We start from the raw sequence: 17,933 nt of genomic DNA, 5'->3' as shown, positions 1-17,933 counted from the left end.
CGCCGGGTCTTCGCGTTTCGCGAAGGCCTGCTGCCATCCGAGCAATTCCGTTCATCGCCATCTGTTCCTAGAGTCGGGGCAACCCACCTGGAGACAGAGAAAGATGAACGCACTCGAAGGCCTGAAGGTGCTGGAGCTCGGCCAGCTCATCGCCGGCCCGTTCGCCGGCAAGACGCTCGCCGAGTTCGGCGCCGACGTGATCAAGGTCGAGCCCGCCGGCGTCGGCGATCCGCTGCGCAAGTGGCGGCTGCTGCGCGATGGCACCTCGGTGTGGTGGGAGGTGCAGTCGCGCAACAAGCGCTCGGTGTGCCTCGATCTGCGCAGCGCCGAAGGGCAGGAGGCCGTGCGCGCGCTGGCGCTCGAGGCCGACGTGCTCATCGAGAACTTCAAGCCCGGCACGCTCGAAGGCTGGGGCCTGGGCTGGGAGCAGCTGCATGCCTTGAACCCGCGGCTCATCATGCTGCGCATCTCGGGCTACGGGCAGACCGGCCCCTACCGCGACAAGCCGGGCTTCGGCGTGCTCGGCGAATCGATGGGCGGGTTGCGTTACCTCAGCGGCGAGCCCGGCCGGGTGCCGGTGCGCGTGGGCGTCTCGCTGGGCGACACGCTGGCCGCGCTGCACGGCGTGATCGGCGTGCTCACGGCGCTGCACCACCGCACCGCCCACGGCGGCGAGGGCCAGTTCATCGACGTGGCGCTGTACGAATCGGTCTTCAACGTGATGGAAAGCCTGCTGCCCGAGTACGACGCCTTCGGTGCCGTGCGCGAGCGGGCCGGCAGCGCCTTGCCGGGCATCGCGCCGACCAACGCCTACCGCTGCAGCGACGGCCACTACGTGCTGGTGGCGGGCAACGGCGACAGCATCTTCCGCCGGCTGATGCGCGCCATCGACCGCGCGGACCTGGAGAACGACCCCGGCCTCGTGCACAACGACGGCCGCGTGCTGCGCGTGGAAGAGATCGATGCGGCCATCGAAGCCTGGACCCTGCAGCGCAGCCGTGACGAGGTGCTGGCCGTGCTCGACGCGGCGGGCGTGCCGGTCGGTCGCATCTACACGGTGGCCGACATCGCGACCGATCCGCAGTACCTGGCACGCGAAATGATCGTGCAAACGCGTGGCTCCGACGGCGCGCTGCTCAAGGTGCCGGGCGTGGTGCCCAAGCTCAGCGCCACGCCGGGGCGCATCGCGCACGCGGCGCCGCGCCTGGGTGAACACACGGCGGACCTGCAGGGCGCGGGCTGGCCGGTGCGCAGCGCGGAAAGCGAGGCCCTATGAAAACCGGCAACGGCACGCGGCTGTTCATCAACGAGGTCGCCACGCGCGACGGCTTCCAGATGGAAAGCCGCTTCATCCCCACGGACGACAAGATCGCGTTGATCGACCGGCTCGGCACGCTCGGCTACGCCAAGATCGAGGTCACCTCGTTCACTTCGGCCCAGGCCATTCCCGCGCTGCGCGACGGCGAAGAAGTGATGCAGCGCATCGCGCGCTGGCCGGGCGTGGTCTACACCGCGCTCGTGCCCAACGTGCGCGGCGCCGAGCGCGCGCTCGAAAGCCGCATCGACGAATTCAACGTCGTCATGTCGGTCAGCGAGACGCACAACCTCAGCAACCTGCGGATGACGCGCGAGCAGTCGTTCGCCCAGCTGGCTGAGGTGATCGCGCTGGCGAAGCAGGCGAAGGTGCCGGTGAACGTGTCGCTCTCCTGCGTGTTCGGCTGCCCGATGGAAGGCGAGGTGCCGCTGGCCACGGTGCTCGGCTGGACCGACCGCTTTGCAGCGCTGGGCGTGCAGGGCCTCACGCTGTGCGACACCACCGGCATGGCCTATCCCACGCAGGTGCAAGCCGTGTGCGAGGCCGTGCGCGCGCGGCACCCGGCGCTGGAATGGACCGCGCACTTCCACAACACAAGGGGCATGGGCCTGGCGAACACCATCGCTGCGGTCGAAGCGGGCATCGATCGGCTCGACATGTCGCTCGGCGGCATCGGCGGTTGCCCCTACGCGCCCGGAGCCACTGGCAACGTCGCGACCGAGGACGTGGTCCACATGCTGCAGTGCATGGGCTACGACACCGGCATGGACCTTGAGGGCCTGATCAGCACTGCGGCTGAACTCGAATCGCTGGTGCAGCACGAACTGCCTGGCCAGGTCTCGCGCGCCGGCCACCGGCTGACGCGCCATGCGCCGCCGGCCGATTTCAACGCCATCGTCGAACGCGCAAAGGCGCGCCCCATCAAGAAGGAGAACGCATGATCGACCACCTGGATCACCTGGTGCTCACGACCGCCAACGAAGAAGCCTGTGTGCGCTTCTACGTCGAGGTGCTGGGCATGACGCTGGAAACCTTCGGCGCCGGCCGCAAGGCCTTTCGCTTCGGCCACCAGAAAATCAACCTGCACGTGAAGGGCCACGAGTTCGAGCCGAAGGCCGAGCTTCCCACGCCCGGTTCGCTCGACCTGTGCTTCATCGCCAGCGTGCCGCTCGAAGAAGTCATCGCGCGGCTGCAGGCGCGGGGCGTGCCGATCCTCGAGGGCCCTGTGATGCGCACGGGCGCCACTGCGCGCATCCGCTCGGTATACGTGCGCGACCCCGACCTGAATCTCATCGAGATTTCGGAGCTGGCGCCCTGACGCGCGCAGCCTGAAGACAGCCCCAAAAAAACCACCGGAGACAAACCCATGAACCCCGCTCACCGTCTGCTCGCGGTCGGCCTCGCGCTGGCCGCCGCCGCCTCGCACGCCGACACCTGGCCTTCCAAACCCCTGACCTTCGTGGTGCCCACGGCACCCGCGGGCTCCACCGACATCATGGCGCGGCTGGTCGCCGACCCGCTGCAGCGCGCGCTGGGCCAGCCGGTGGTGGTCGACAACAAGCCCGGCGCCAGCGGCAACATCGGCACCGAGTTCGTGGCCCGCGCCGCGCCCGACGGCTACACGCTGCTGCTGCAGTACTCGGGCTACCACGTCGGCAACCCGTCGCTGTACCCGAACCTGCGCTGGAGCCCGAGCAAGGACTTCGTGCCGGTGGCGATGGTGATGCGCGCGCCGCACGTGGTCGCGGTGAGCGGCAAGCTGCCGGTGACCACGATGAAGGAACTCATCGAGTACGGCAGGAAGAAGGAGGGCGGCCTGTTCTACGCCTCGTCGGGCAACGGCTCGATCCAGCACATCGCCGGCGAGCTGCTGTCGCGCCAGACGAAGCAGCCGGCCACGCACGTGCCCTACAAGGGCTCGGGGCCGGCCATCAACGACCTGGTGGCGGGCAATGTCGACATCTTCATCACCACGCCGCCCTCGGTCATCGGCCACTTCGCGGGCGGGCGCATCAAGGCGCTGGCGTACACGGGCAGCAAGCGGCACGCGTCGATGCCGAACGTGCCGACCTCGGCCGAGGCCGGGTTGCCGGGCTACGAGGTCGAGTCGTGGTTCGCGGTGTTCGCGCCGGCGAAGACGCCGCCCGAGGTGGTGAACAAGCTCAGCGCCGAGATCAGGAAGATCGTCGAGAGCGAGGCCTTCCGCAAGAAGGTGGACGAGCAGGGCGCCTTCGCGACCTACATGGACCCCGCGACGCTGGGCAAGTTTGTCGACCAGGAACTCGCGGCCTGGTCGAAGGTGATCAAGGGCGCCGACATCAAGCCGGAGTGAACGCCCCCGGCCAGGTTCAGGGCTTGACGCCCAGCACCGACAGGATCACCGCCGCGAGGCCGAGCGCCACGGGCACCTGGTGCCCGGCCAGCGCGCGGGCCTGGGCCACGGACAGCTTCGTCTGCTGAAGGAGGTTCTTTTCCGAATGAAGGGGTGTGGACATGGTGTCTGCTCCTGTGTGGGGCGAACGGTGTGTTCGCGTGGGTTCCACGATAGGCCTCTCAACTGGCGATGGCGCACGGGTTTTGTCGACACGGCGTTTCCGTTTTCGCAACGATCCGGGGGCTCTGGCAGGGAACTTCTGCTCAGAACTCAGAATAGGGTCATGCAACGGAACGCACGAAACACACACCTGAAGGGTTTGACGATGCGCAGGGCCACCCCGGCGGATGCGGTGCCCTGGCCGCTCCTGTTCGACGCGGACGGCCCGCGCCCCGAGATCGAAAAGTACCTGCTGCGCGGCGAGCAATGGCTGGCCGAACAGGCGGGCGAGGTCGTCGGCCAGATGGTGCTCATGGCCACGCGCGTCGACACCTGGGAGATCATGAACATCGCCGTGGCCGAAGCGCACAAGGGCCAGGGCATCGGCACCGCGATGCTGAAGAAGGCGAAAGCTCTTGCCAGGCAGCGCGGCGCGCACCGGCTCGAAGTCGGCACAGGCAACAGCAGCCTGCGCGAGCTGGCCTTCTACCAGCGCTTCGGCTTTCGCATCGTTGGAGTCGACGTCGACTACTTCGTGCGCCGCTGGGGCAAGGCGACGAAGCAGAACGGCATTCCGCTGCGGGATCTGGTCCGCATGGAGATGGTGCTCTAGCGCGCCCCGCACCACGACCGCACTCAGTGTGCGCAGGACACTGGGTGCTTCCCGCAGCGAAATCAAGGAGGAGGCCGAAGGCCGGGGGACATTCGCGGAGGGAAGTACCCGGTGGCCTGTGCACGCGCCCTGAAAAGCATCACCCCGCGATGAGCTTCTGCACCAGCTCCGCAGTCGTCGCCGCCGCGTACTTGCGCATCAACCGCGCCCGATGCAATTCAACGGTGCGATGGCTGATGCCCAGCGCCTTCCCGATCTCCTTCGACGTCAGCCCGCGCATCACCTGCGCCGCCACCTCCCGCTCGCGCGGCGTGAGCTCGGCCTTCACCGCGCGGCGCGAGCCCAGGTCCTCGAAGGTCCAGATGCCGGCCTCGTGCGGCGCCGCGCGGTTCATCGCGTGGCCGGTGACGTGGCACCAGAAAGTCTCGCCGGCCAGTGCGCCGTGCAGCCCGCCCAGGCGCTTCATCATGCGGTTGTCGGCATAGTGGCCGCTGGCGTTCAGAAAGGGCTCCATGCGCTTGCCGATGCGCTCGAACTCCGCCACGCTGGGGTACAGGATGCTGAACGAATGCCCGACCAAGGCAGAGGGCTCCGCGCCGAAAATTTCGCACACACGCTGATTGCAGGCGACGATGGTGCGGTTGCTCGAGACCACCATGCCGACGGGTGCATGTTCAAAAGCCAGCCGGTAATCGATCTCGGGCATCGGGTGTCACCATTACGAAATACTACGTATACGAGTAGGTAGTATCGTTGAAGCCTTTCCCACCCACTCTCCACCACCCATCAAGGAGCCCGAGTGAACAAGATTTATCCCTCCGCAGACGCGGCACTCAAGGGGGTCGTGGCCGACGGGCAGACGCTCGCGGTCGGCGGCTTCGGCCTGTGCGGCATTCCCGAAGCGCTCATCGACGCGCTGAAGGATTCCGGCGTGCAGAACCTCACCGTCATCTCGAACAACGCGGGCGTCGACGGCTTCGGCCTCGGCAAACTGCTCGAGACGCGCCAGATCAAGAAGATGATTGCGTCGTACGTGGGCGAGAACAAGGAGTTCGAGCGCCAGTACCTGGCCGGTGAACTGGCCCTCGAATTCACGCCCCAGGGCACGCTGGCCGAGAAGCTGCGCGCCGGCGGCGCGGGCATTCCGGCCTTCTTCACGAAGACCGGCGTGGGCACGCAAGTGGCCGAAGGCAAGGAACTGCGCGAGTTCGGCGGCGAGACCTACGTCATGGAGCACTCGCTGGTGCCCGACGTGGCACTGGTCAAGGCCGACGTGGCCGACAAGGCCGGCAACCTGCGCTTCCGTCTCACGGCACGCAACTTCAACCCCGCCGCCGCCATGGCCGGCAAGGTCTGCATCGTCGAGGTCGAGAAGATCGTCGAAGTGGGCGAACTGGCCCCCGACGACATCCACCTGCCGGGCATCTACGTGCACCGCCTGGTGCTCAACGCCACGCCCGAGAAGCGCATCGAGAAGCGCACCGTGAGCGCCTCGGTCGATGCCGCCGCCGCCAAGGTCGAGGCCCAGACCGCCATCGCCCAGGCCGCCGCCGCCGGCAGCGAATCGGCCGTGAAGGCCGTCAACAAGAAAGAAGGAGCCTGAGATGCCCTGGACCCAAGACCAGATGGCGGCCCGTGCCGCGCAAGAACTCGAAGACGGCTTCTACGTCAACCTCGGCATCGGCATTCCGACCCTGGTGGCCAACCACACCGGCACCAAGGAAGTCTGGCTGCAAAGCGAAAACGGCATGCTCGGCATCGGCCCGTTCCCGACCGAAGACAACGTCGACGCCGACCTCATCAACGCCGGCAAGCAGACCGTCACCACGCTGCCCGGCTCGGCCATCTTCGGCAGCCATGACAGCTTCGCGATGATCCGCGGCGGCAAGATCAACCTGTCGATCCTCGGTGCGATGCAGGTCAGCGCCAAGGGCGACCTCGCCAACTGGATGATCCCCGGCAAGATGGTCAAGGGCATGGGCGGCGCCATGGACCTCGTGGCCGGCGTGAAGCGCGTGATCGTGCTGATGGAACACGTGGCCAAGAAGAAGGACGGCACCGAAGACCTGAAGATCCTCGAGCAATGCTCGCTGCCGCTGACCGGCGTGGGCGTGGTCGACCGCATCATCACCGACCTGGCCGTGATGGACGTCGTGCCTGAAGGCCTCAAGGTGATCGAGCTGGCGCCGGGCGTGAGCTTCGACGCGCTGCAGGCCAAGACCGGTGCGAAGCTGATCCAGTAAGCAACCCGCACAAGGTCGCGAACGCAACGACAGCAACAAGGGCAGGGCCGCGCAAGCGGACCCTGCCTTTTTCATTTCTTTTTTCCTTCCCTGAAGGGGCGACGCATGGCAACGAGTGAAGAAGTCCTGGCCGGTCTCTGGCAACTGGCGGGGTTGCCCGCCGAGGCGCTGGCTTTCGCGCGGCTCACGGGCGCCGACCCGGTGCTGCCGTCGTCCTTCGCGGTCGGCCTCGCGGCGCAGGCCAGCATCGCGGCCGCCGCGCTCGCGGCCTGCGAACTGGGACACCGGCGCGGCGTGGCGCGGCAAGAGGTGGCGGTCGACACGCTGCACGCCGCACTCGACTGCACGGGCTGGTTCAGCCTCGACGGCCGCGTGCCCGATCTGTGGGACACCTTCTCGGGCGTGTACCGCTGCGCCGATGGCTGGGTGCGCATCCACGCCAACTTCAGGCACCACCGCGAAGGCGCGCTGCGCCTCATGAAGCTGGACCCGGCCAACGCCACGCGCGCCGACGCCGAGGCCGCGATGGCCGGCTGGCGCGCGATCGATTTCGAAACGGCCGCCGCCGCGCAAGGCCTGGTGGCGACCGCGCTGCGCCGCTTCGATGAGTGGGACGTCACGCCGCAGGGGCAGGCGGTCGCGGCCCAGCCGCTCTTCACCATCGAGCGCATCGGCGACGCACCACCGCGCGCGCTGCCGCCGCTGCGCGATGACCAGCGCCCGCTCGAAGGCCTGCGCGTGCTCGACCTGACGCGCATCCTCGCGGGACCGGTCGGCGGCCGGGCGCTGGCGGCGTACGGCGCCGACGTGATGCTGGTCAATTCGCCGAACCTGCCGAACATCGAATCGATCGCCGACACCAGCCGCGGCAAGCTCTCGACGCACGTGGACCTGTGCACGGACGAAGGTCGCGCGGTGCTGCACGGCCTCGTCGCCGATGCGCATGTCTTCGTGCAGGGCTACCGCCCCGGCGGCATCGCGGCGCTGGGCTTCGGCCCCGAGGCGCTGGCGCGCGAGCGGCCGGGCATCGTCTGCGTCTCGCTCACGGCCTATGGCACGCAGGGGCCGTGGGCCGATCGGCGCGGCTTCGATTCGCTGGTGCAGACCGCCATGGGCTTCAACCATGCCGAGGGCGAGGCCGCGGGTGACGGCAAGCCGCGCCCGATGCCGATGCAGATCCTCGACGAAGCCAGCGGCTATCTGATCGCCCTCGGTGCCGCCGCGGCGCTGTGGCGACAGCAGCAGGAGGGCGGCAGCTGGCATGTGCAGGTGTCGCTGGCGCAGACAGGGCAGTGGCTGCGCGGGCTGGGCCGCGTGGACGGCGGGCTGTCGATCGCGCGGGCCGATGTCGCGCCGTACGTAGAGACGTCTGCCTCGGGCTTCGGCGAACTGGCGGCGGTGCGCCACAGCGCGCAGCTGTCGCGCACGCCGGCCGCCTGGCCGCGGCCGTCGATGCCGCTGGGCAGCCATCCGCCCGTGTGGCCTGCCGTTGCCGGGGAATGAGAAACTGGGCGCATGGCCTATCTAGACATCGACAACCTCCAGAGCATTTTTCTTGACGACGAGGCGCTGCGCGCACGGCATCTGCAGCGCCAGCCTTGCGGAGCCCTGAACATCACGAGCGGCCGCATCGTGGCCTGCGATCCGCTGGTGCAACCCGAGCGCGAGCCTTTCGTTCGCAGCGTGAGCGGGCGGGGCGCATTCCCCGTCGAGGTGCTGCAAGGCGGCGGCCGCCATGCGCTGGCCGTGCTGTGGCTGCGTGAGCGCGGCAGCCTGCAGGCGAGCGAGTTGCACTGGGAGGCGGCGTTGCTCGAAGGGCAATCGCAGGACGAACTCGGCAGCGATGAGTTCTACGGCTACCCGGTCGATGCCGGCGTCGGCTGCTTCATGGATGCCGACGGCGCCAAGGCCATGGCCGAGCGCGAGGCGCGCGAGTCCGCCACCAACCCCGAGTACGTGAGCTACTACGACGACGTGCTCGGCGCCGACCTCGCCTCGGCCGACATCGCCGACCACTACCCGCTGGGCGCGGGCAGCGCGAACAACGTGCTGATCTTCAGCGCCGGCTGGGGCGACGGCAGCTACCCGAGCTTCTGGGCGCTCGACGCGGCGGGCGAACCCGTGGCGCTCGTGACCGACTTCATGGTCATGCAGGGCGGCGACGCGCGCGACGAGGACGACAAGCGCAGCGACGCCTATGTGGCCAGCCTCTCGCCCGAGAAACTGGCGGCGCTCGAGGCACTGGGCGCGGCAGCGGTCGCAGGCGATGCGACGGCGGTCCAGCCCCTGCTCGACGGCGGGCTCGCACAGCCCAACGAGATCGTCCCTTCGCTCGGCGAGACCGCGATCATGAGCGCCATCCGCATGAACCAGCTGGACGCGCTGCGCGTGCTGCTGGCGGCGCTGCCGGGCCAACTGCCGATGCCGCCGCAGTTCTATCGCATGGACGAGGAAGAGAGCTACATCGACTACGCGCGCCGGCTCAAGAAGCCGCGCGTGGAGGGGCTGATCGCGCTGCTCGAAAAGGCGGCGATGCCGGCGCTGGCGGCCAAGCCTGGGTTCCTGAAGCGCCTGTTTTCCTGAGCGCGCGAGCCGGTCACCTGGCGTTCGCCGCGCTGTCAGGCAACAGCACCTGCTGTTGCGCCGTGGCCGTCGCGCGCAGGAACTCCCACACGGTCTGCATGCGCGCCAGGTGCTTCGTTTCCGCCGGCATCGACATCCAGAAGGTCCGCGTGAAGTTCGCCGCATCCGGCAGCACCGGCTTGAGCGCGCGGTCGTCCTGCGCGATGAACGCCGGCAGCACCGCAATCCCCGCACCCGCCGCCACCGCCCGGTGCTGCGCCAGCACGCTGGTGCTGCGCAGCGCGAAGCTGTCGGGGCGGTGAAGTTCATCGAGGTACTGCAGCTCCTTGCTGAACAGCAGGTCGTCCACGTAGCTGATGAAGGTGTGGCCGCGCAGGTCTTCGCGGGTCTTGATGGGCTTGTGTGCGGCCAGATACTGCTTGGAGGCGTAAAGCCGCAGCGTGTAGTCGGTGAGCTTGGTCACCACCACCGGCCCGCGCGCGGGCCGCTCGAGCGAGATCACGATGTCGGCCTCGCGCCGCGACAGGTGCACCAGCCGGGGCATCGCGAGCAGGTCGATGGTGAGCTTCGGGTGCTGCACCGCGAACAGTGCCAGCTGCGGCGCCAGCACCACGGTGCCGAAGCCCTCGGTGGCGCCGATGCGCACCAGCCCCGACAAGCCTTCCTGCGACGCCGGCGCGGTGCTCTCCACGGCCTGGAACGCGCTCTCCATCGCCTCGACCTGGGGCTGCAGCCGGCGGCCTGCCTCGGTGAGCCGATGACCGCCGGCCTCGCGCGAAAACAGCGGCGCGCCCACCTCCTTTTCGAGCGCCTGGATGCGCCGCGCGACGGTGGTGTGGTCGACCTCCAGCCGGCGCGCCGCGCTCATCAGCGTGCCCGAGCGGGCGAGTTCGAGAAAGTAGCGCAGGTTGTCCCAGTCCATGTGCGTGCGGCCTCGTGCGGGGTGGCGTGCGGTGCTTTGCATTTTTGCAAAGCGATGACGCATATTTGTCTATTGTCATGGCAAATCTGCAAAGCTAGGATGCAGGCTGCACCGGTTCGAACCGGTCCCGTATTCACAGGAGACAAACCCCCATGGACGCCACCACCACCCCCTCGACGCAGGTCGCCACCGTCAAGCTGCTCATCGGCGGCAAGTTCGTCGAATCGAAGACCACCGAATGGCGCGACGTCGTCAACCCGGCCACGCAGCAGGTGCTGGCCCGCGTGCCCTTCGCCACGCAAGCCGAGCTCGACGCCGCCGTGGCCTCCGCCAAGGAAGCCTTCAAGACCTGGCGCAAGACGCCCCTCGGCGCGCGCGCCCGCATCTTCCTGAAGCTGCAGCAGCTCATCCGCGAGAACATGGGCGAGTTGGCCGCGATCCTCACGGCCGAACAGGGCAAGACGCTGCCGGACGCCGAAGGCGACGTGTTCCGCGGCCTCGAAGTGGTCGAGCACGCCTCGAACATCGGCAACCTGCAACTGGGCGAACTGGCCAACAACGTGGCCAACGGCGTCGACACCTACACGCTGCTGCAGCCGCTGGGCGTGTGCGCCGGCATCACGCCGTTCAACTTCCCGGCCATGATCCCGCTGTGGATGTTCCCGATGGCCATCGTCACCGGCAACACCTTCGTGCTCAAGCCCTCCGAGCAGGACCCGATGGTCACGATGCGCCTGTGCGAACTCGCGCTCGAAGCCGGCGTGCCGCCCGGCGTGCTGAACGTGGTGCACGGCGGCGAAGCCGTCGTCAACGGCATCTGCGACCACAAGGACATCAAGGCGATCAGCTTCGTCGGCTCGACCAAGGTCGGCACGCACGTCTACAACCGCGCCACGCTGGCCGGCAAGCGCGCGCAATGCATGATGGGCGCGAAGAACCACGCCATCGTGATGCCCGACGCCAACAAGGAGCAGACGCTCAACGCACTGGCCGGCGCGAGCTTCGGTGCAGCCGGTCAGCGCTGCATGGCCGTGTCGGTCGCGGTGCTGGTGGGCGAGGCGCGCAACTGGGTGCCCGAGCTCATCGAGAAGGCCAAGACGCTGAAGATCGGCGCGGGCACTGAAAAGGGCGTGGACGTGGGCCCGCTGGTGTCTTGCGCAGCGTACGACCGCGTGAACAGCCTCATTGAACGCGGCGAAGCCGACGGCGCCAAGCTGGTGCTCGACGGCCGCAAGCCGACCGTGCCCGGCTACGAGAAGGGCAACTTCGTCGGCCCGACGATCTTCACCGGCGTGAAGCCCGGCATGACGATCTACGAACAGGAAGTGTTCGGCCCCGTGCTGTGCATCGCCGACGCCGAGACGATCGACGAAGCCATCGACCTGATCAACAGCAACCCGAACGGCAACGGCACAGCGATCTTCACGCAGTCGGGCGCCGCGGCGCGTCGCTTCCAGGAAGACATCGACGTGGGCCAGGTCGGCATCAACGTGCCGATCCCGGTGCCGGTCCCGATGTTCTCGTTCACCGGTTCGCGCGCTTCCAAGCTCGGCGACCTGGGCCCGTACGGCAAGCAGGTCATCATGTTCTACACGCAGACCAAGACCGTGACGGCACGCTGGTTCGACGACAGCACCGTCTCGCACGGCGTCAACACGACGATCAGCCTCAAGTGAGGCAGGGGCTTCGCGTCGCAGCCTGGGCCGTCGCGGCGGCGCTTGCCCTGCTGGCCGGCGGGGCGCAGGCGGCCGGCTCCGACGAGCCGGTCGACTGCAACCCCAACGGCAACCAGCAGCAGATGAACGACTGCGCGCTGCGCGATTTCCGCGCGGCCGACGCCGAGCTCAACATCCGCTACGGCGAGGTGATGAAGACGCTTTCGCCGCAGATGCGCGTCGCGCTGCGCACCGAGCAGCGGGCCTGGCTCAAGGGCCGCGACCCGGGGTGCAAGCGGGCCGCGAAGGCGAACGAAGGCGGCTCGATCTGGCCGCTGGTGTTCAACGCGTGCCTGGAAAAATCGACCCGCAAACGCGCCGCCGAACTGGACCTCTGGAAGGGTCGTCAACCATGAATTTCGAACTGTCCGAAGAACAGAACGCCTTTGCGCAGACCGCGCGCGATTTCGCGCAGGCCGAGTTCGCCCCGCATGCCGCGCAGTGGGACGCCGAGGCGGTCTTTCCGCGCGAGGCCATCGCCAAGGCCGGCGAGCTGGGCTTTTGCGGCCTGTACGCGCCCGAGCGCATCGGCGGCCTGGGCCTGCCGCGGCTCGACTCGGCGCTGGTGTTCGAGGAAATGGCCGCGGTCGACCCGTCGACCACGGCCTTCATCACGATCCACAACATGGCGACGTGGATGCTCGGCACCTGGGCCACCGACGCGGTGGCGCAGCAGTGGGGCGAAGACCTCACGAGCGGGCGCAAGCTGGCGTCGTACTGCCTGACCGAACCGGGTGCGGGCTCCGACGCGGGGTCGCTGAAGACGCGCGCCGAACTGCAGGGCGCCGAGTACGTCATCAATGGCGGCAAGGCCTTCATCTCCGGCGCCGGCTCGACCGACGTGCTGGTGCTCATGGCCCGCACGGGCGGCGCGGGCGCCAGCGGCATCTCGGCCTTCGCGGTGCCGGCCGACGCGCCGGGCGTGAGCTACGGCAAGAAGGAGCACAAGATGGGCTGGAACAGCCAGCCCACGCGCACCATCAACTTCGACAACGTGCGCGTGCCCGCGCAGAACCTGCTGGGCAAGGAAGGCGAGGGCTTTCGCATCGCCATGAAGGGCCTCGATGGCGGGCGCATCAACATCGCGACCTGCTCGGTGGGCGCGGCGCAGGGCGCGCTCGACGCGGCGCGCCGTTACCTGCACGAGCGCCAGCAGTTCGGCAAACCGATCGCGAGCTTCCAGGCGCTGCAGTTCAAGCTGGCCGACATGGCGACCGAGCTGGTCGCCGCGCGGCAGATGGTGCGGCTGGCCGCCAGCAAGCTCGATGCGGGCCACGTGGATGCGAGCACCTATTGCGCGATGGCCAAGCGCTTCGCGACCGATGCGGGCTTCAACGTCTGCAACGACGCGCTGCAGCTGCACGGCGGCTACGGCTACCTGAGCGAGTTCCCGCTCGAGCGCCTGGTGCGCGACACGCGCGTGCACCAGATCCTCGAAGGCACCAACGAAATCATGCGCGTCATCGTTGCGCGAAAATTGCTGGAAGGCGACAGCGACATCCGATAAACAAGGCACACCCCCAGGCTTGCCCACTTCGTGTGGCCTCCAACCCCCTTGCAGGGGGCAATACCAGCGGCCCGGCAAAGCCGGTTCCGCGGTATTCCGCGCACGTATCCTTTGGGGTTTTCTTTTCCGTGAATGACATGACAGACAACGTAGTTCTCTTCAACGAAATCAAGACCGCCGGCGGCCAGCGTTTTGCCGTGGCCACGCTCAACGCGCCGGCCTCGCTCAACGCGCTGTCCGTGGACATGGTGCGCCTGCTCACGCCCAAGCTGCGCGAATGGGCGGCCGACGCCGGCATCGTCGGCGTGCTGCTCGACGCGGCGGGCGAGAAGGCCTTCTGCGCCGGCGGCGACCTGCGCCAGCTGTACCAGACGCTGCTCGACTGCGGCCCCGCGCGCAACACCTACGCCGAAGACTTCTTCCGCGAGGAGTACGAGCTCGACCACCTGATCCACACCTTCCCCAAGCCCTTCCTGTGCTGGGGCCACGGCATCGTGATGGGCGGCGGCGTGGGCCTGCTGGCGGGCGCCTCGCACCGCGTGATGACGCTGCAAAGCCGCATCGCCATGCCCGAGATCAACATCGGCCTGTACCCCGACGTGGGCGGCAGCTGGTTCCTGCGCCGCACGCCGGGTCGCACGGGCCTGTTCCTGGCGCTCACGGCCGCCAACATCAACGCGCACGACACCATCTTCTGCGGCCTCGCCGACGTGCTGGTGCCGCACGAGCGCAAGGGCGCGGTGATCGAGGCCATCGCGTCCACGCAGTGGGCCGGCGGCGACGCCAAGGCCGACCGCGCCACGCTGTCGCGCATCCTGGCCCAGGCGGGCGAGGGCGCCGAGATGCCCGCCTCGAAGGTGCGCGAGCACTACGACACCATCAACGCGCTGATGGCCGGCGACGACCTGCTCGACATCGCCAGGCGCCTGCGCGACGTGCAAAGCGACGACGCCTGGCTGCAGACCGCATCGAAGACCTTCGCCAAGGGCGCGCCGAGCTCCATCGCGCTGAGCTTCGAGCTCTGGCAGCGCGTGCCGCGCATGTCGCTGGCCGAGGTGTTCCGTCTCGAGTACTGGGCCTCGCTGGGCTTCTGCGCGAACAAGGATTTCGCCGAAGGCATCCGCGCCGTGCTGGTCGACAAGGACCGCAACCCGCGCTGGAACCCCGCCACGCTCGAAGAGATCACGCCGGCCTTCGTCGAAGACCACCTGCGTCCGCGTGGCGAGATGCCGGCGGAACTGGCCTCGCTGACCTGATCGGCCCCATTCCCTGCACAGAACAACGGAGACAAGACACATGAAGATCGCATTCATCGGCCTGGGCAACATGGGCGGCCCGATGGCCCTGAACCTGCACAAGGCAGGCCATACGCTCAGCGCCTTCGACCTCTCGGCCGAAGCCTGCAAGAAGTTCGCTGCCGAAGGCCTGCCGATCGCCAAGTCGGCGGCCGAGACCGTGGCCGGCGCCGAGGTGGTGATCAGCATGCTGCCCGCCAGCGCGCACGTCGAGGGCCTGTTCCTCGGCGGCGCCGGCAAGCCCGGCCTGCTCGACAGCATCCAGGCCGGCACGCTCGTGATCGACAGCAGCACCATCGCCGCCGCCACCTCGCGCAAGGTGGCCGAGGCCGCCGCTGCCAAGGGCGTCGCGATGATCGACGCGCCCGTGTCGGGTGGCACCGGCGGCGCCATTGCCGGCACGCTGACCTTCATGGTCGGCGGCGACACCAAGGACCTGGAGCGCGCGCGCCCGGTGCTCGAGAAGATGGGCGCCAACATCTTCCACGCCGGCGCGGCCGGTGCGGGGCAGACGGCCAAGATCTGCAACAACATGCTGCTCGGCATCCTGATGATCGGCACCTCGGAAGCGCTCGCGCTGGGCGTGGCCAACGGGCTCGACCCGAAGGTGCTGTCCGAAATCATGCGCCGCAGCTCGGGCGGCAACTGGGCGCTCGAGAAGTACAACCCCGTGCCCGGCGTGATGGAAGCCGCGCCGGCCTCGAAGAACTACGCGGGCGGCTTCGGCACTGACCTGATGCTCAAGGACCTGGGCCTGGCGCAGGAAAACGCCACCGCCGTGCGCGCGGCCACGCCGCTGGGCGGTCTGGCGCGCAGCCTGTACGCGGCGCACAGCCTCGCGGGCCACGGCGCGCTCGATTTCTCGAGCGTGCTGAAGCTGGTTCAGAAAGCCGGCTGAACGGCGCGCCGACCGCGCCGCGCCATCGCGAGCAGCAGGCCGGCCGCCACGAGGTTGGCGCCGATCGCCACGAGGATCGGCAGCAGGTAGCTGCGCGTGAGGTCGAAGGCGAAGCCCGCGGCGCTCGGCCCGATGAGCGTGCCGATGGCCACGCTGGTGTACAGGATGCCGATGATCGCGCCGATGTGGCGCCCGCCGAACCAGTCCATCACCAGCGCGGGCAGCAGCGCCACGAAGCCGCCGTAGAACACGCCGTAGGCGAAGGCGAACAGGGCCAGCCCCCAGAACCCGCCCGACACGGCCCACACCACCAGCGACAGTGCCATGCCGGCCGACATCAGCGGCAGCGCATGGTCCCGGCCCATGCGGTCGGCCAGCCCGCCCAGGAAGAAGCGGCCCGCCGTGCTGCCCACGCCGATCGCGCCGAGCAGCAGCACCGCCGACGATGCGGCCACGCCGTGGTCGAGCGCGTAGGGCACCAGGTGCACGAAGGGCACGAACAAACCGAACGAGCTGATGAGGCAGGCCGCGTACAGCCCTGCGAAACGGCCTGAGCCCACGGCCTCGCGCACCGAGGCGCCGGGCGGTAGCGCGGTGGCGGCCTGCGCCTGCGGCGGATCGCCATCGGGCCCGAGGCCGCGTGCGCGCGGATCGTTCTCGACCAGGAGCGCCATGCCCACGCCCACCACGGCCGCGAGCACGCCGAGCGCCAGGTAGGCATCGCGCCAGCCCAGCGTGTCGATGAACCACGAGGCCAGCGGCGGCATCGCCAGCGTGCCCACGCCGATGCCGCTCACAGCCAGCCCCGAGGCGAAGCCGCGCTGGCGCACGAACCAGCGCTGCACCGCGCCGAGCACGGGCACGTACGAGGCCCCCACGCCGAGACCCACCCCGAGCCCGTAGGCCCAGAAGATCTGCGTCAGGCTGCGCGCCTGCCCCGCGAGCACCAGCCCGAGGCCGACCAGCACCATGCCCGCGACGGCGAGCCGCCGCGCGCCCCAGCGGTCGGCGAGCGGGCCGCTGAACACGCCGAGCCCGAAGTACAGGAAGCCCGCGAGCGAGAACACCAGCGACACCTCGCCGCGCGAGGCGCCGAAGTCGCGCTGCAGCGCATCGAGGAACGCGCTGAAGGTGTATGCGCAGCCGAAGCCCACGAACATGACGGCGAAGGCGCCGGCGACCACGAGCCAGCCGTGGAAGAAGCGGGGGCGTGGAATGGCAGGGGTGTCGAGTGTCTTCGGAGGGGTCATGGGGCGGTCCGTGGTGGTGGTCGATCTTCAGGCCGTGCACCACCACGCACTGGCCGGATTCGGACGTGATCCTCCCGCCATCGGGCTCACAGGGCTCACAGCAATTCGATCCCCGGCAGGCTCTTGAAGCAGCTCTCGCGCGTGACGCGCACGAAGTCGTCCAGCCAGGGCCGCGCCGAGGTCGCTTGCGTGCAGGCCATGTAGAGCCGCCCCGTCAGGCCCTTGGCGCCCACGCGGCGTGCCGTGACGTAGCCGCGGTCGAGGTAATTCTGCACCGCCCACAGCGGCAGCGTGGCCACGCCGCGCCCGCTGGCCACCAGCTGCAGCATCGCCACCGTGAGCTCGGTGGTGCGCCGGTGCGCGGGCTCGACGCCGGCGGGTGCCAGCACCTGGCGCACGATGTCGAGCATCTCGTCGGGCACGGGGTAGGTGATGAGCGTCTGGTCGGCGAAGTGCCGGGCCGTGAGGTGCGCCTTGGCCGTCAGCGCATGGTCGTTGGCCAGCAGCGCGACGATCTCGAAGCGGAAGAGCGCGTGGTAGTCGACCGTTTCATCGGGGTCCTGCTCGGAGACGATCGCCACCTCGGCGCGGTTCTGCATCACGAGTGCGATCGGGTCGGGGTGAAAGCCCGAGACGATGTCCAGCTCGATCTCGGGCCAGCGCTGGCGAAAGGCGTCCATCGCGGGCATCAGCCAGTCGAAGCAGGTGTGGCACTCGACCACGATGCGCAGTTGCCCGCTGCGCCCCAGCGCGAGCCGCGCCACGTCGCGCTCGGCCTCTTCGACGAGCGGCAGCGCGGTGTCGGCCAGCTGCAGCAGCCGCAGCCCCGTGGTGCTGAACTGCGGCGGCACCGACTTGCGCTCGAACAGCTGCGCGCCGTAGCGCTCTTCGAGCAGCTTGATCTGGTGCGACAGCGCCGACTGCGTGAGGTTGAGCAGCTGCGCCGCGCGCACCAGGCTGCCGGTGTCGCGCAACGCGGCCAGCGTGCGCAGGTGACGGATCTCGAGGATGGACTGCATCATGAAAATGATTCAAGCGAACAGGCAAAAGGTTTCGTTT

General features: G+C 68.7%; 19 protein-coding genes. 14 read left to right on the top strand and 5 right to left on the bottom strand.

Annotated features, from left to right (window positions below; genetic code table 11):
- Nucleotides 1–103: 103 nt before the first annotated feature.
- From AC1RAD_RS16070 to AC1RAD_RS16055, 4 genes are read left to right on the top strand one after another with little or no spacing between them, the layout of a single operon-like run.
- The gene (locus AC1RAD_RS16070; RefSeq protein WP_492735887.1) at nt 104–1,276 is read left to right on the top strand and encodes a CaiB/BaiF CoA transferase family protein; all 1,173 of its coding nucleotides are present in this window, start codon (nt 104–106) and stop codon (nt 1,274–1,276) included.
- Nucleotides 1,273–2,256, top strand: coding sequence for a hydroxymethylglutaryl-CoA lyase (locus AC1RAD_RS16065; protein ID WP_492735885.1), 984 nt, complete (start codon nt 1,273–1,275; stop codon nt 2,254–2,256). Before AC1RAD_RS16070 ends, AC1RAD_RS16065 begins: the two co-directional genes overlap by 4 nt.
- On the top strand, nt 2,253–2,633 hold the full coding sequence (locus AC1RAD_RS16060; protein ID WP_492735883.1) for a VOC family protein: 381 nt from the start codon (nt 2,253–2,255) through the stop codon (nt 2,631–2,633). The genes AC1RAD_RS16065 and AC1RAD_RS16060 overlap by 4 nt, the downstream gene beginning before the upstream one ends.
- Before the next feature lie 48 nt (nt 2,634–2,681).
- A complete protein-coding gene (locus AC1RAD_RS16055) occupies nt 2,682–3,647 on the top strand; it encodes a Bug family tripartite tricarboxylate transporter substrate binding protein (protein ID WP_492735881.1) in 966 nt (321 codons plus the stop codon).
- 16 nt (nt 3,648–3,663) lie between these two features.
- On the opposite strand, the gene AC1RAD_RS16050 is transcribed toward AC1RAD_RS16055, so the two are convergent.
- Nucleotides 3,664–3,810 carry a hypothetical protein gene (locus tag AC1RAD_RS16050; RefSeq protein WP_172438277.1) on the bottom strand — a complete coding sequence of 49 codons (147 nt, stop codon included), beginning with the start codon at nt 3,808–3,810 and terminating at the stop codon, nt 3,664–3,666.
- Nucleotides 3,811–4,014: 204 nt separating this feature from the next.
- Here AC1RAD_RS16050 and AC1RAD_RS16045 point away from each other — a divergent pair, with 204 nt between their 5' ends.
- Nucleotides 4,015–4,461 (top strand): GNAT family N-acetyltransferase, encoded by a 447-nt coding sequence (locus tag AC1RAD_RS16045; RefSeq protein ID WP_159272227.1) that lies wholly within the window; start codon nt 4,015–4,017, stop codon nt 4,459–4,461.
- A gap of 139 nt (nt 4,462–4,600) precedes the next feature.
- Here AC1RAD_RS16045 and AC1RAD_RS16040 read toward each other — a convergent pair whose 3' ends face one another.
- A complete protein-coding gene (locus AC1RAD_RS16040) occupies nt 4,601–5,167 on the bottom strand; it encodes a LuxR C-terminal-related transcriptional regulator (RefSeq protein WP_062476432.1) in 567 nt (188 codons plus the stop codon).
- Between the two features lie 93 nt (nt 5,168–5,260).
- On the opposite strand from AC1RAD_RS16040, the gene AC1RAD_RS16035 reads away from it, so the two are divergent.
- From AC1RAD_RS16035 to AC1RAD_RS16020, 4 genes are all read left to right on the top strand, one after another.
- Nucleotides 5,261–6,064 (top strand): CoA transferase subunit A, encoded by an 804-nt coding sequence (locus tag AC1RAD_RS16035; RefSeq protein ID WP_062476435.1) that lies wholly within the window; start codon nt 5,261–5,263, stop codon nt 6,062–6,064.
- Nucleotide 6,065: 1 nt separating this feature from the next.
- Nucleotides 6,066–6,704, top strand: a complete 639-nt coding sequence (locus AC1RAD_RS16030) for a 3-oxoacid CoA-transferase subunit B (protein ID WP_056573812.1) — start codon at nt 6,066–6,068, stop codon at nt 6,702–6,704.
- Between the two features lie 105 nt (nt 6,705–6,809).
- Nucleotides 6,810–8,207 carry a CoA transferase gene (locus tag AC1RAD_RS16025; RefSeq protein WP_492735878.1) on the top strand — a complete coding sequence of 466 codons (1,398 nt, stop codon included), beginning with the start codon at nt 6,810–6,812 and terminating at the stop codon, nt 8,205–8,207.
- A 12-nt stretch (nt 8,208–8,219) separates the two neighbouring features.
- On the top strand, nt 8,220–9,287 hold the full coding sequence (locus AC1RAD_RS16020; RefSeq protein WP_492735876.1) for a DUF4241 domain-containing protein: 1,068 nt from the start codon (nt 8,220–8,222) through the stop codon (nt 9,285–9,287).
- A gap of 13 nt (nt 9,288–9,300) precedes the next feature.
- On the opposite strand, the gene AC1RAD_RS16015 is transcribed toward AC1RAD_RS16020, so the two are convergent.
- Nucleotides 9,301–10,209, bottom strand: coding sequence for a LysR family transcriptional regulator (locus AC1RAD_RS16015; protein ID WP_062476442.1), 909 nt, complete (start codon nt 10,207–10,209; stop codon nt 9,301–9,303).
- A gap of 152 nt (nt 10,210–10,361) precedes the next feature.
- Between AC1RAD_RS16015 and AC1RAD_RS16010 the strand changes: the two genes are divergently transcribed.
- The 5 genes from AC1RAD_RS16010 to mmsB all read left to right on the top strand — a co-directional run bounded on the left by AC1RAD_RS16010 (nt 10,362) and on the right by mmsB (nt 15,624).
- On the top strand, nt 10,362–11,885 hold the full coding sequence (locus AC1RAD_RS16010) for a CoA-acylating methylmalonate-semialdehyde dehydrogenase (RefSeq protein ID WP_095947476.1): 1,524 nt from the start codon (nt 10,362–10,364) through the stop codon (nt 11,883–11,885).
- Entirely contained in the window at nt 11,882–12,280 is a 399-nt protein-coding gene (locus AC1RAD_RS16005; protein ID WP_492735874.1) for a lysozyme inhibitor LprI family protein, read from the top strand. Before AC1RAD_RS16010 ends, AC1RAD_RS16005 begins: the two co-directional genes overlap by 4 nt.
- Nucleotides 12,277–13,431, top strand: a complete 1,155-nt coding sequence (locus AC1RAD_RS16000) for an acyl-CoA dehydrogenase family protein (RefSeq protein WP_369647469.1) — start codon at nt 12,277–12,279, stop codon at nt 13,429–13,431. Before AC1RAD_RS16005 ends, AC1RAD_RS16000 begins: the two co-directional genes overlap by 4 nt.
- A 137-nt stretch (nt 13,432–13,568) precedes the next feature.
- A complete protein-coding gene (locus AC1RAD_RS15995; protein ID WP_492735872.1) occupies nt 13,569–14,687 on the top strand; it encodes an enoyl-CoA hydratase/isomerase family protein in 1,119 nt (372 codons plus the stop codon).
- A gap of 40 nt (nt 14,688–14,727) precedes the next feature.
- Nucleotides 14,728–15,624 (top strand): 3-hydroxyisobutyrate dehydrogenase, encoded by an 897-nt coding sequence (gene mmsB, locus AC1RAD_RS15990; RefSeq protein WP_070059330.1) that lies wholly within the window; start codon nt 14,728–14,730, stop codon nt 15,622–15,624.
- Here the strand turns inward: mmsB and AC1RAD_RS15985 are convergent.
- Together AC1RAD_RS15985 and AC1RAD_RS15980 are read right to left on the bottom strand one after the other, a co-directional pair.
- A complete protein-coding gene (locus AC1RAD_RS15985) occupies nt 15,609–16,874 on the bottom strand; it encodes an MFS transporter (protein WP_492735869.1) in 1,266 nt (421 codons plus the stop codon). The two genes, mmsB and AC1RAD_RS15985, sit on opposite strands and share 16 nt — an antisense overlap.
- Nucleotides 16,875–16,969: 95 nt before the next feature.
- Nucleotides 16,970–17,896, bottom strand: a complete 927-nt coding sequence (locus AC1RAD_RS15980; protein ID WP_492735867.1) for a LysR family transcriptional regulator — start codon at nt 17,894–17,896, stop codon at nt 16,970–16,972.
- Nucleotides 17,897–17,933 lie beyond the last annotated feature (37 nt).

It is taken from the genome of Variovorax sp. GW823-FHT04B03 (genome assembly GCF_058796495.1).
The sequence above is the reverse complement of the archived record's forward strand: the minus strand, read 5'-3'. Positions and strand labels throughout refer to the sequence as shown.

Bases quoted from the DNA above. Each gene is read 5' to 3' on its own strand.
- AC1RAD_RS16015 (WP_062476442.1), bottom strand. From the start codon at position 10,209: ATGGACTGGGACAACCTGCGCTACTTTCTCGAACTCGCCCGCTCGGGC.
- AC1RAD_RS16000 (WP_369647469.1), top strand. From the start codon at position 12,277: ATGAATTTCGAACTGTCCGAAGAACAGAACGCCTTTGCGCAGACCGCG.
- AC1RAD_RS15995 (WP_492735872.1), top strand. From the start codon at position 13,569: ATGACAGACAACGTAGTTCTCTTCAACGAAATCAAGACCGCCGGCGGC.
- AC1RAD_RS15980 (WP_492735867.1), bottom strand. From the start codon at position 17,896: ATGATGCAGTCCATCCTCGAGATCCGTCACCTGCGCACGCTGGCCGCG.
- AC1RAD_RS16055 (WP_492735881.1), top strand. From the start codon at position 2,682: ATGAACCCCGCTCACCGTCTGCTCGCGGTCGGCCTCGCGCTGGCCGCC.
- AC1RAD_RS16010 (WP_095947476.1), top strand. From the start codon at position 10,362: ATGGACGCCACCACCACCCCCTCGACGCAGGTCGCCACCGTCAAGCTG.
- AC1RAD_RS16060 (WP_492735883.1), top strand. From the start codon at position 2,253: ATGATCGACCACCTGGATCACCTGGTGCTCACGACCGCCAACGAAGAA.
- AC1RAD_RS16030 (WP_056573812.1), top strand. From the start codon at position 6,066: ATGCCCTGGACCCAAGACCAGATGGCGGCCCGTGCCGCGCAAGAACTC.
- mmsB (WP_070059330.1), top strand. From the start codon at position 14,728: ATGAAGATCGCATTCATCGGCCTGGGCAACATGGGCGGCCCGATGGCC.
- AC1RAD_RS16040 (WP_062476432.1), bottom strand. From the start codon at position 5,167: ATGCCCGAGATCGATTACCGGCTGGCTTTTGAACATGCACCCGTCGGC.
- AC1RAD_RS16065 (WP_492735885.1), top strand. From the start codon at position 1,273: ATGAAAACCGGCAACGGCACGCGGCTGTTCATCAACGAGGTCGCCACG.
- AC1RAD_RS15985 (WP_492735869.1), bottom strand. From the start codon at position 16,874: ATGACCCCTCCGAAGACACTCGACACCCCTGCCATTCCACGCCCCCGC.
- AC1RAD_RS16025 (WP_492735878.1), top strand. From the start codon at position 6,810: ATGGCAACGAGTGAAGAAGTCCTGGCCGGTCTCTGGCAACTGGCGGGG.
- AC1RAD_RS16045 (WP_159272227.1), top strand. From the start codon at position 4,015: ATGCGCAGGGCCACCCCGGCGGATGCGGTGCCCTGGCCGCTCCTGTTC.
- AC1RAD_RS16020 (WP_492735876.1), top strand. From the start codon at position 8,220: ATGGCCTATCTAGACATCGACAACCTCCAGAGCATTTTTCTTGACGAC.
- AC1RAD_RS16050 (WP_172438277.1), bottom strand. From the start codon at position 3,810: ATGTCCACACCCCTTCATTCGGAAAAGAACCTCCTTCAGCAGACGAAG.
- AC1RAD_RS16070 (WP_492735887.1), top strand. From the start codon at position 104: ATGAACGCACTCGAAGGCCTGAAGGTGCTGGAGCTCGGCCAGCTCATC.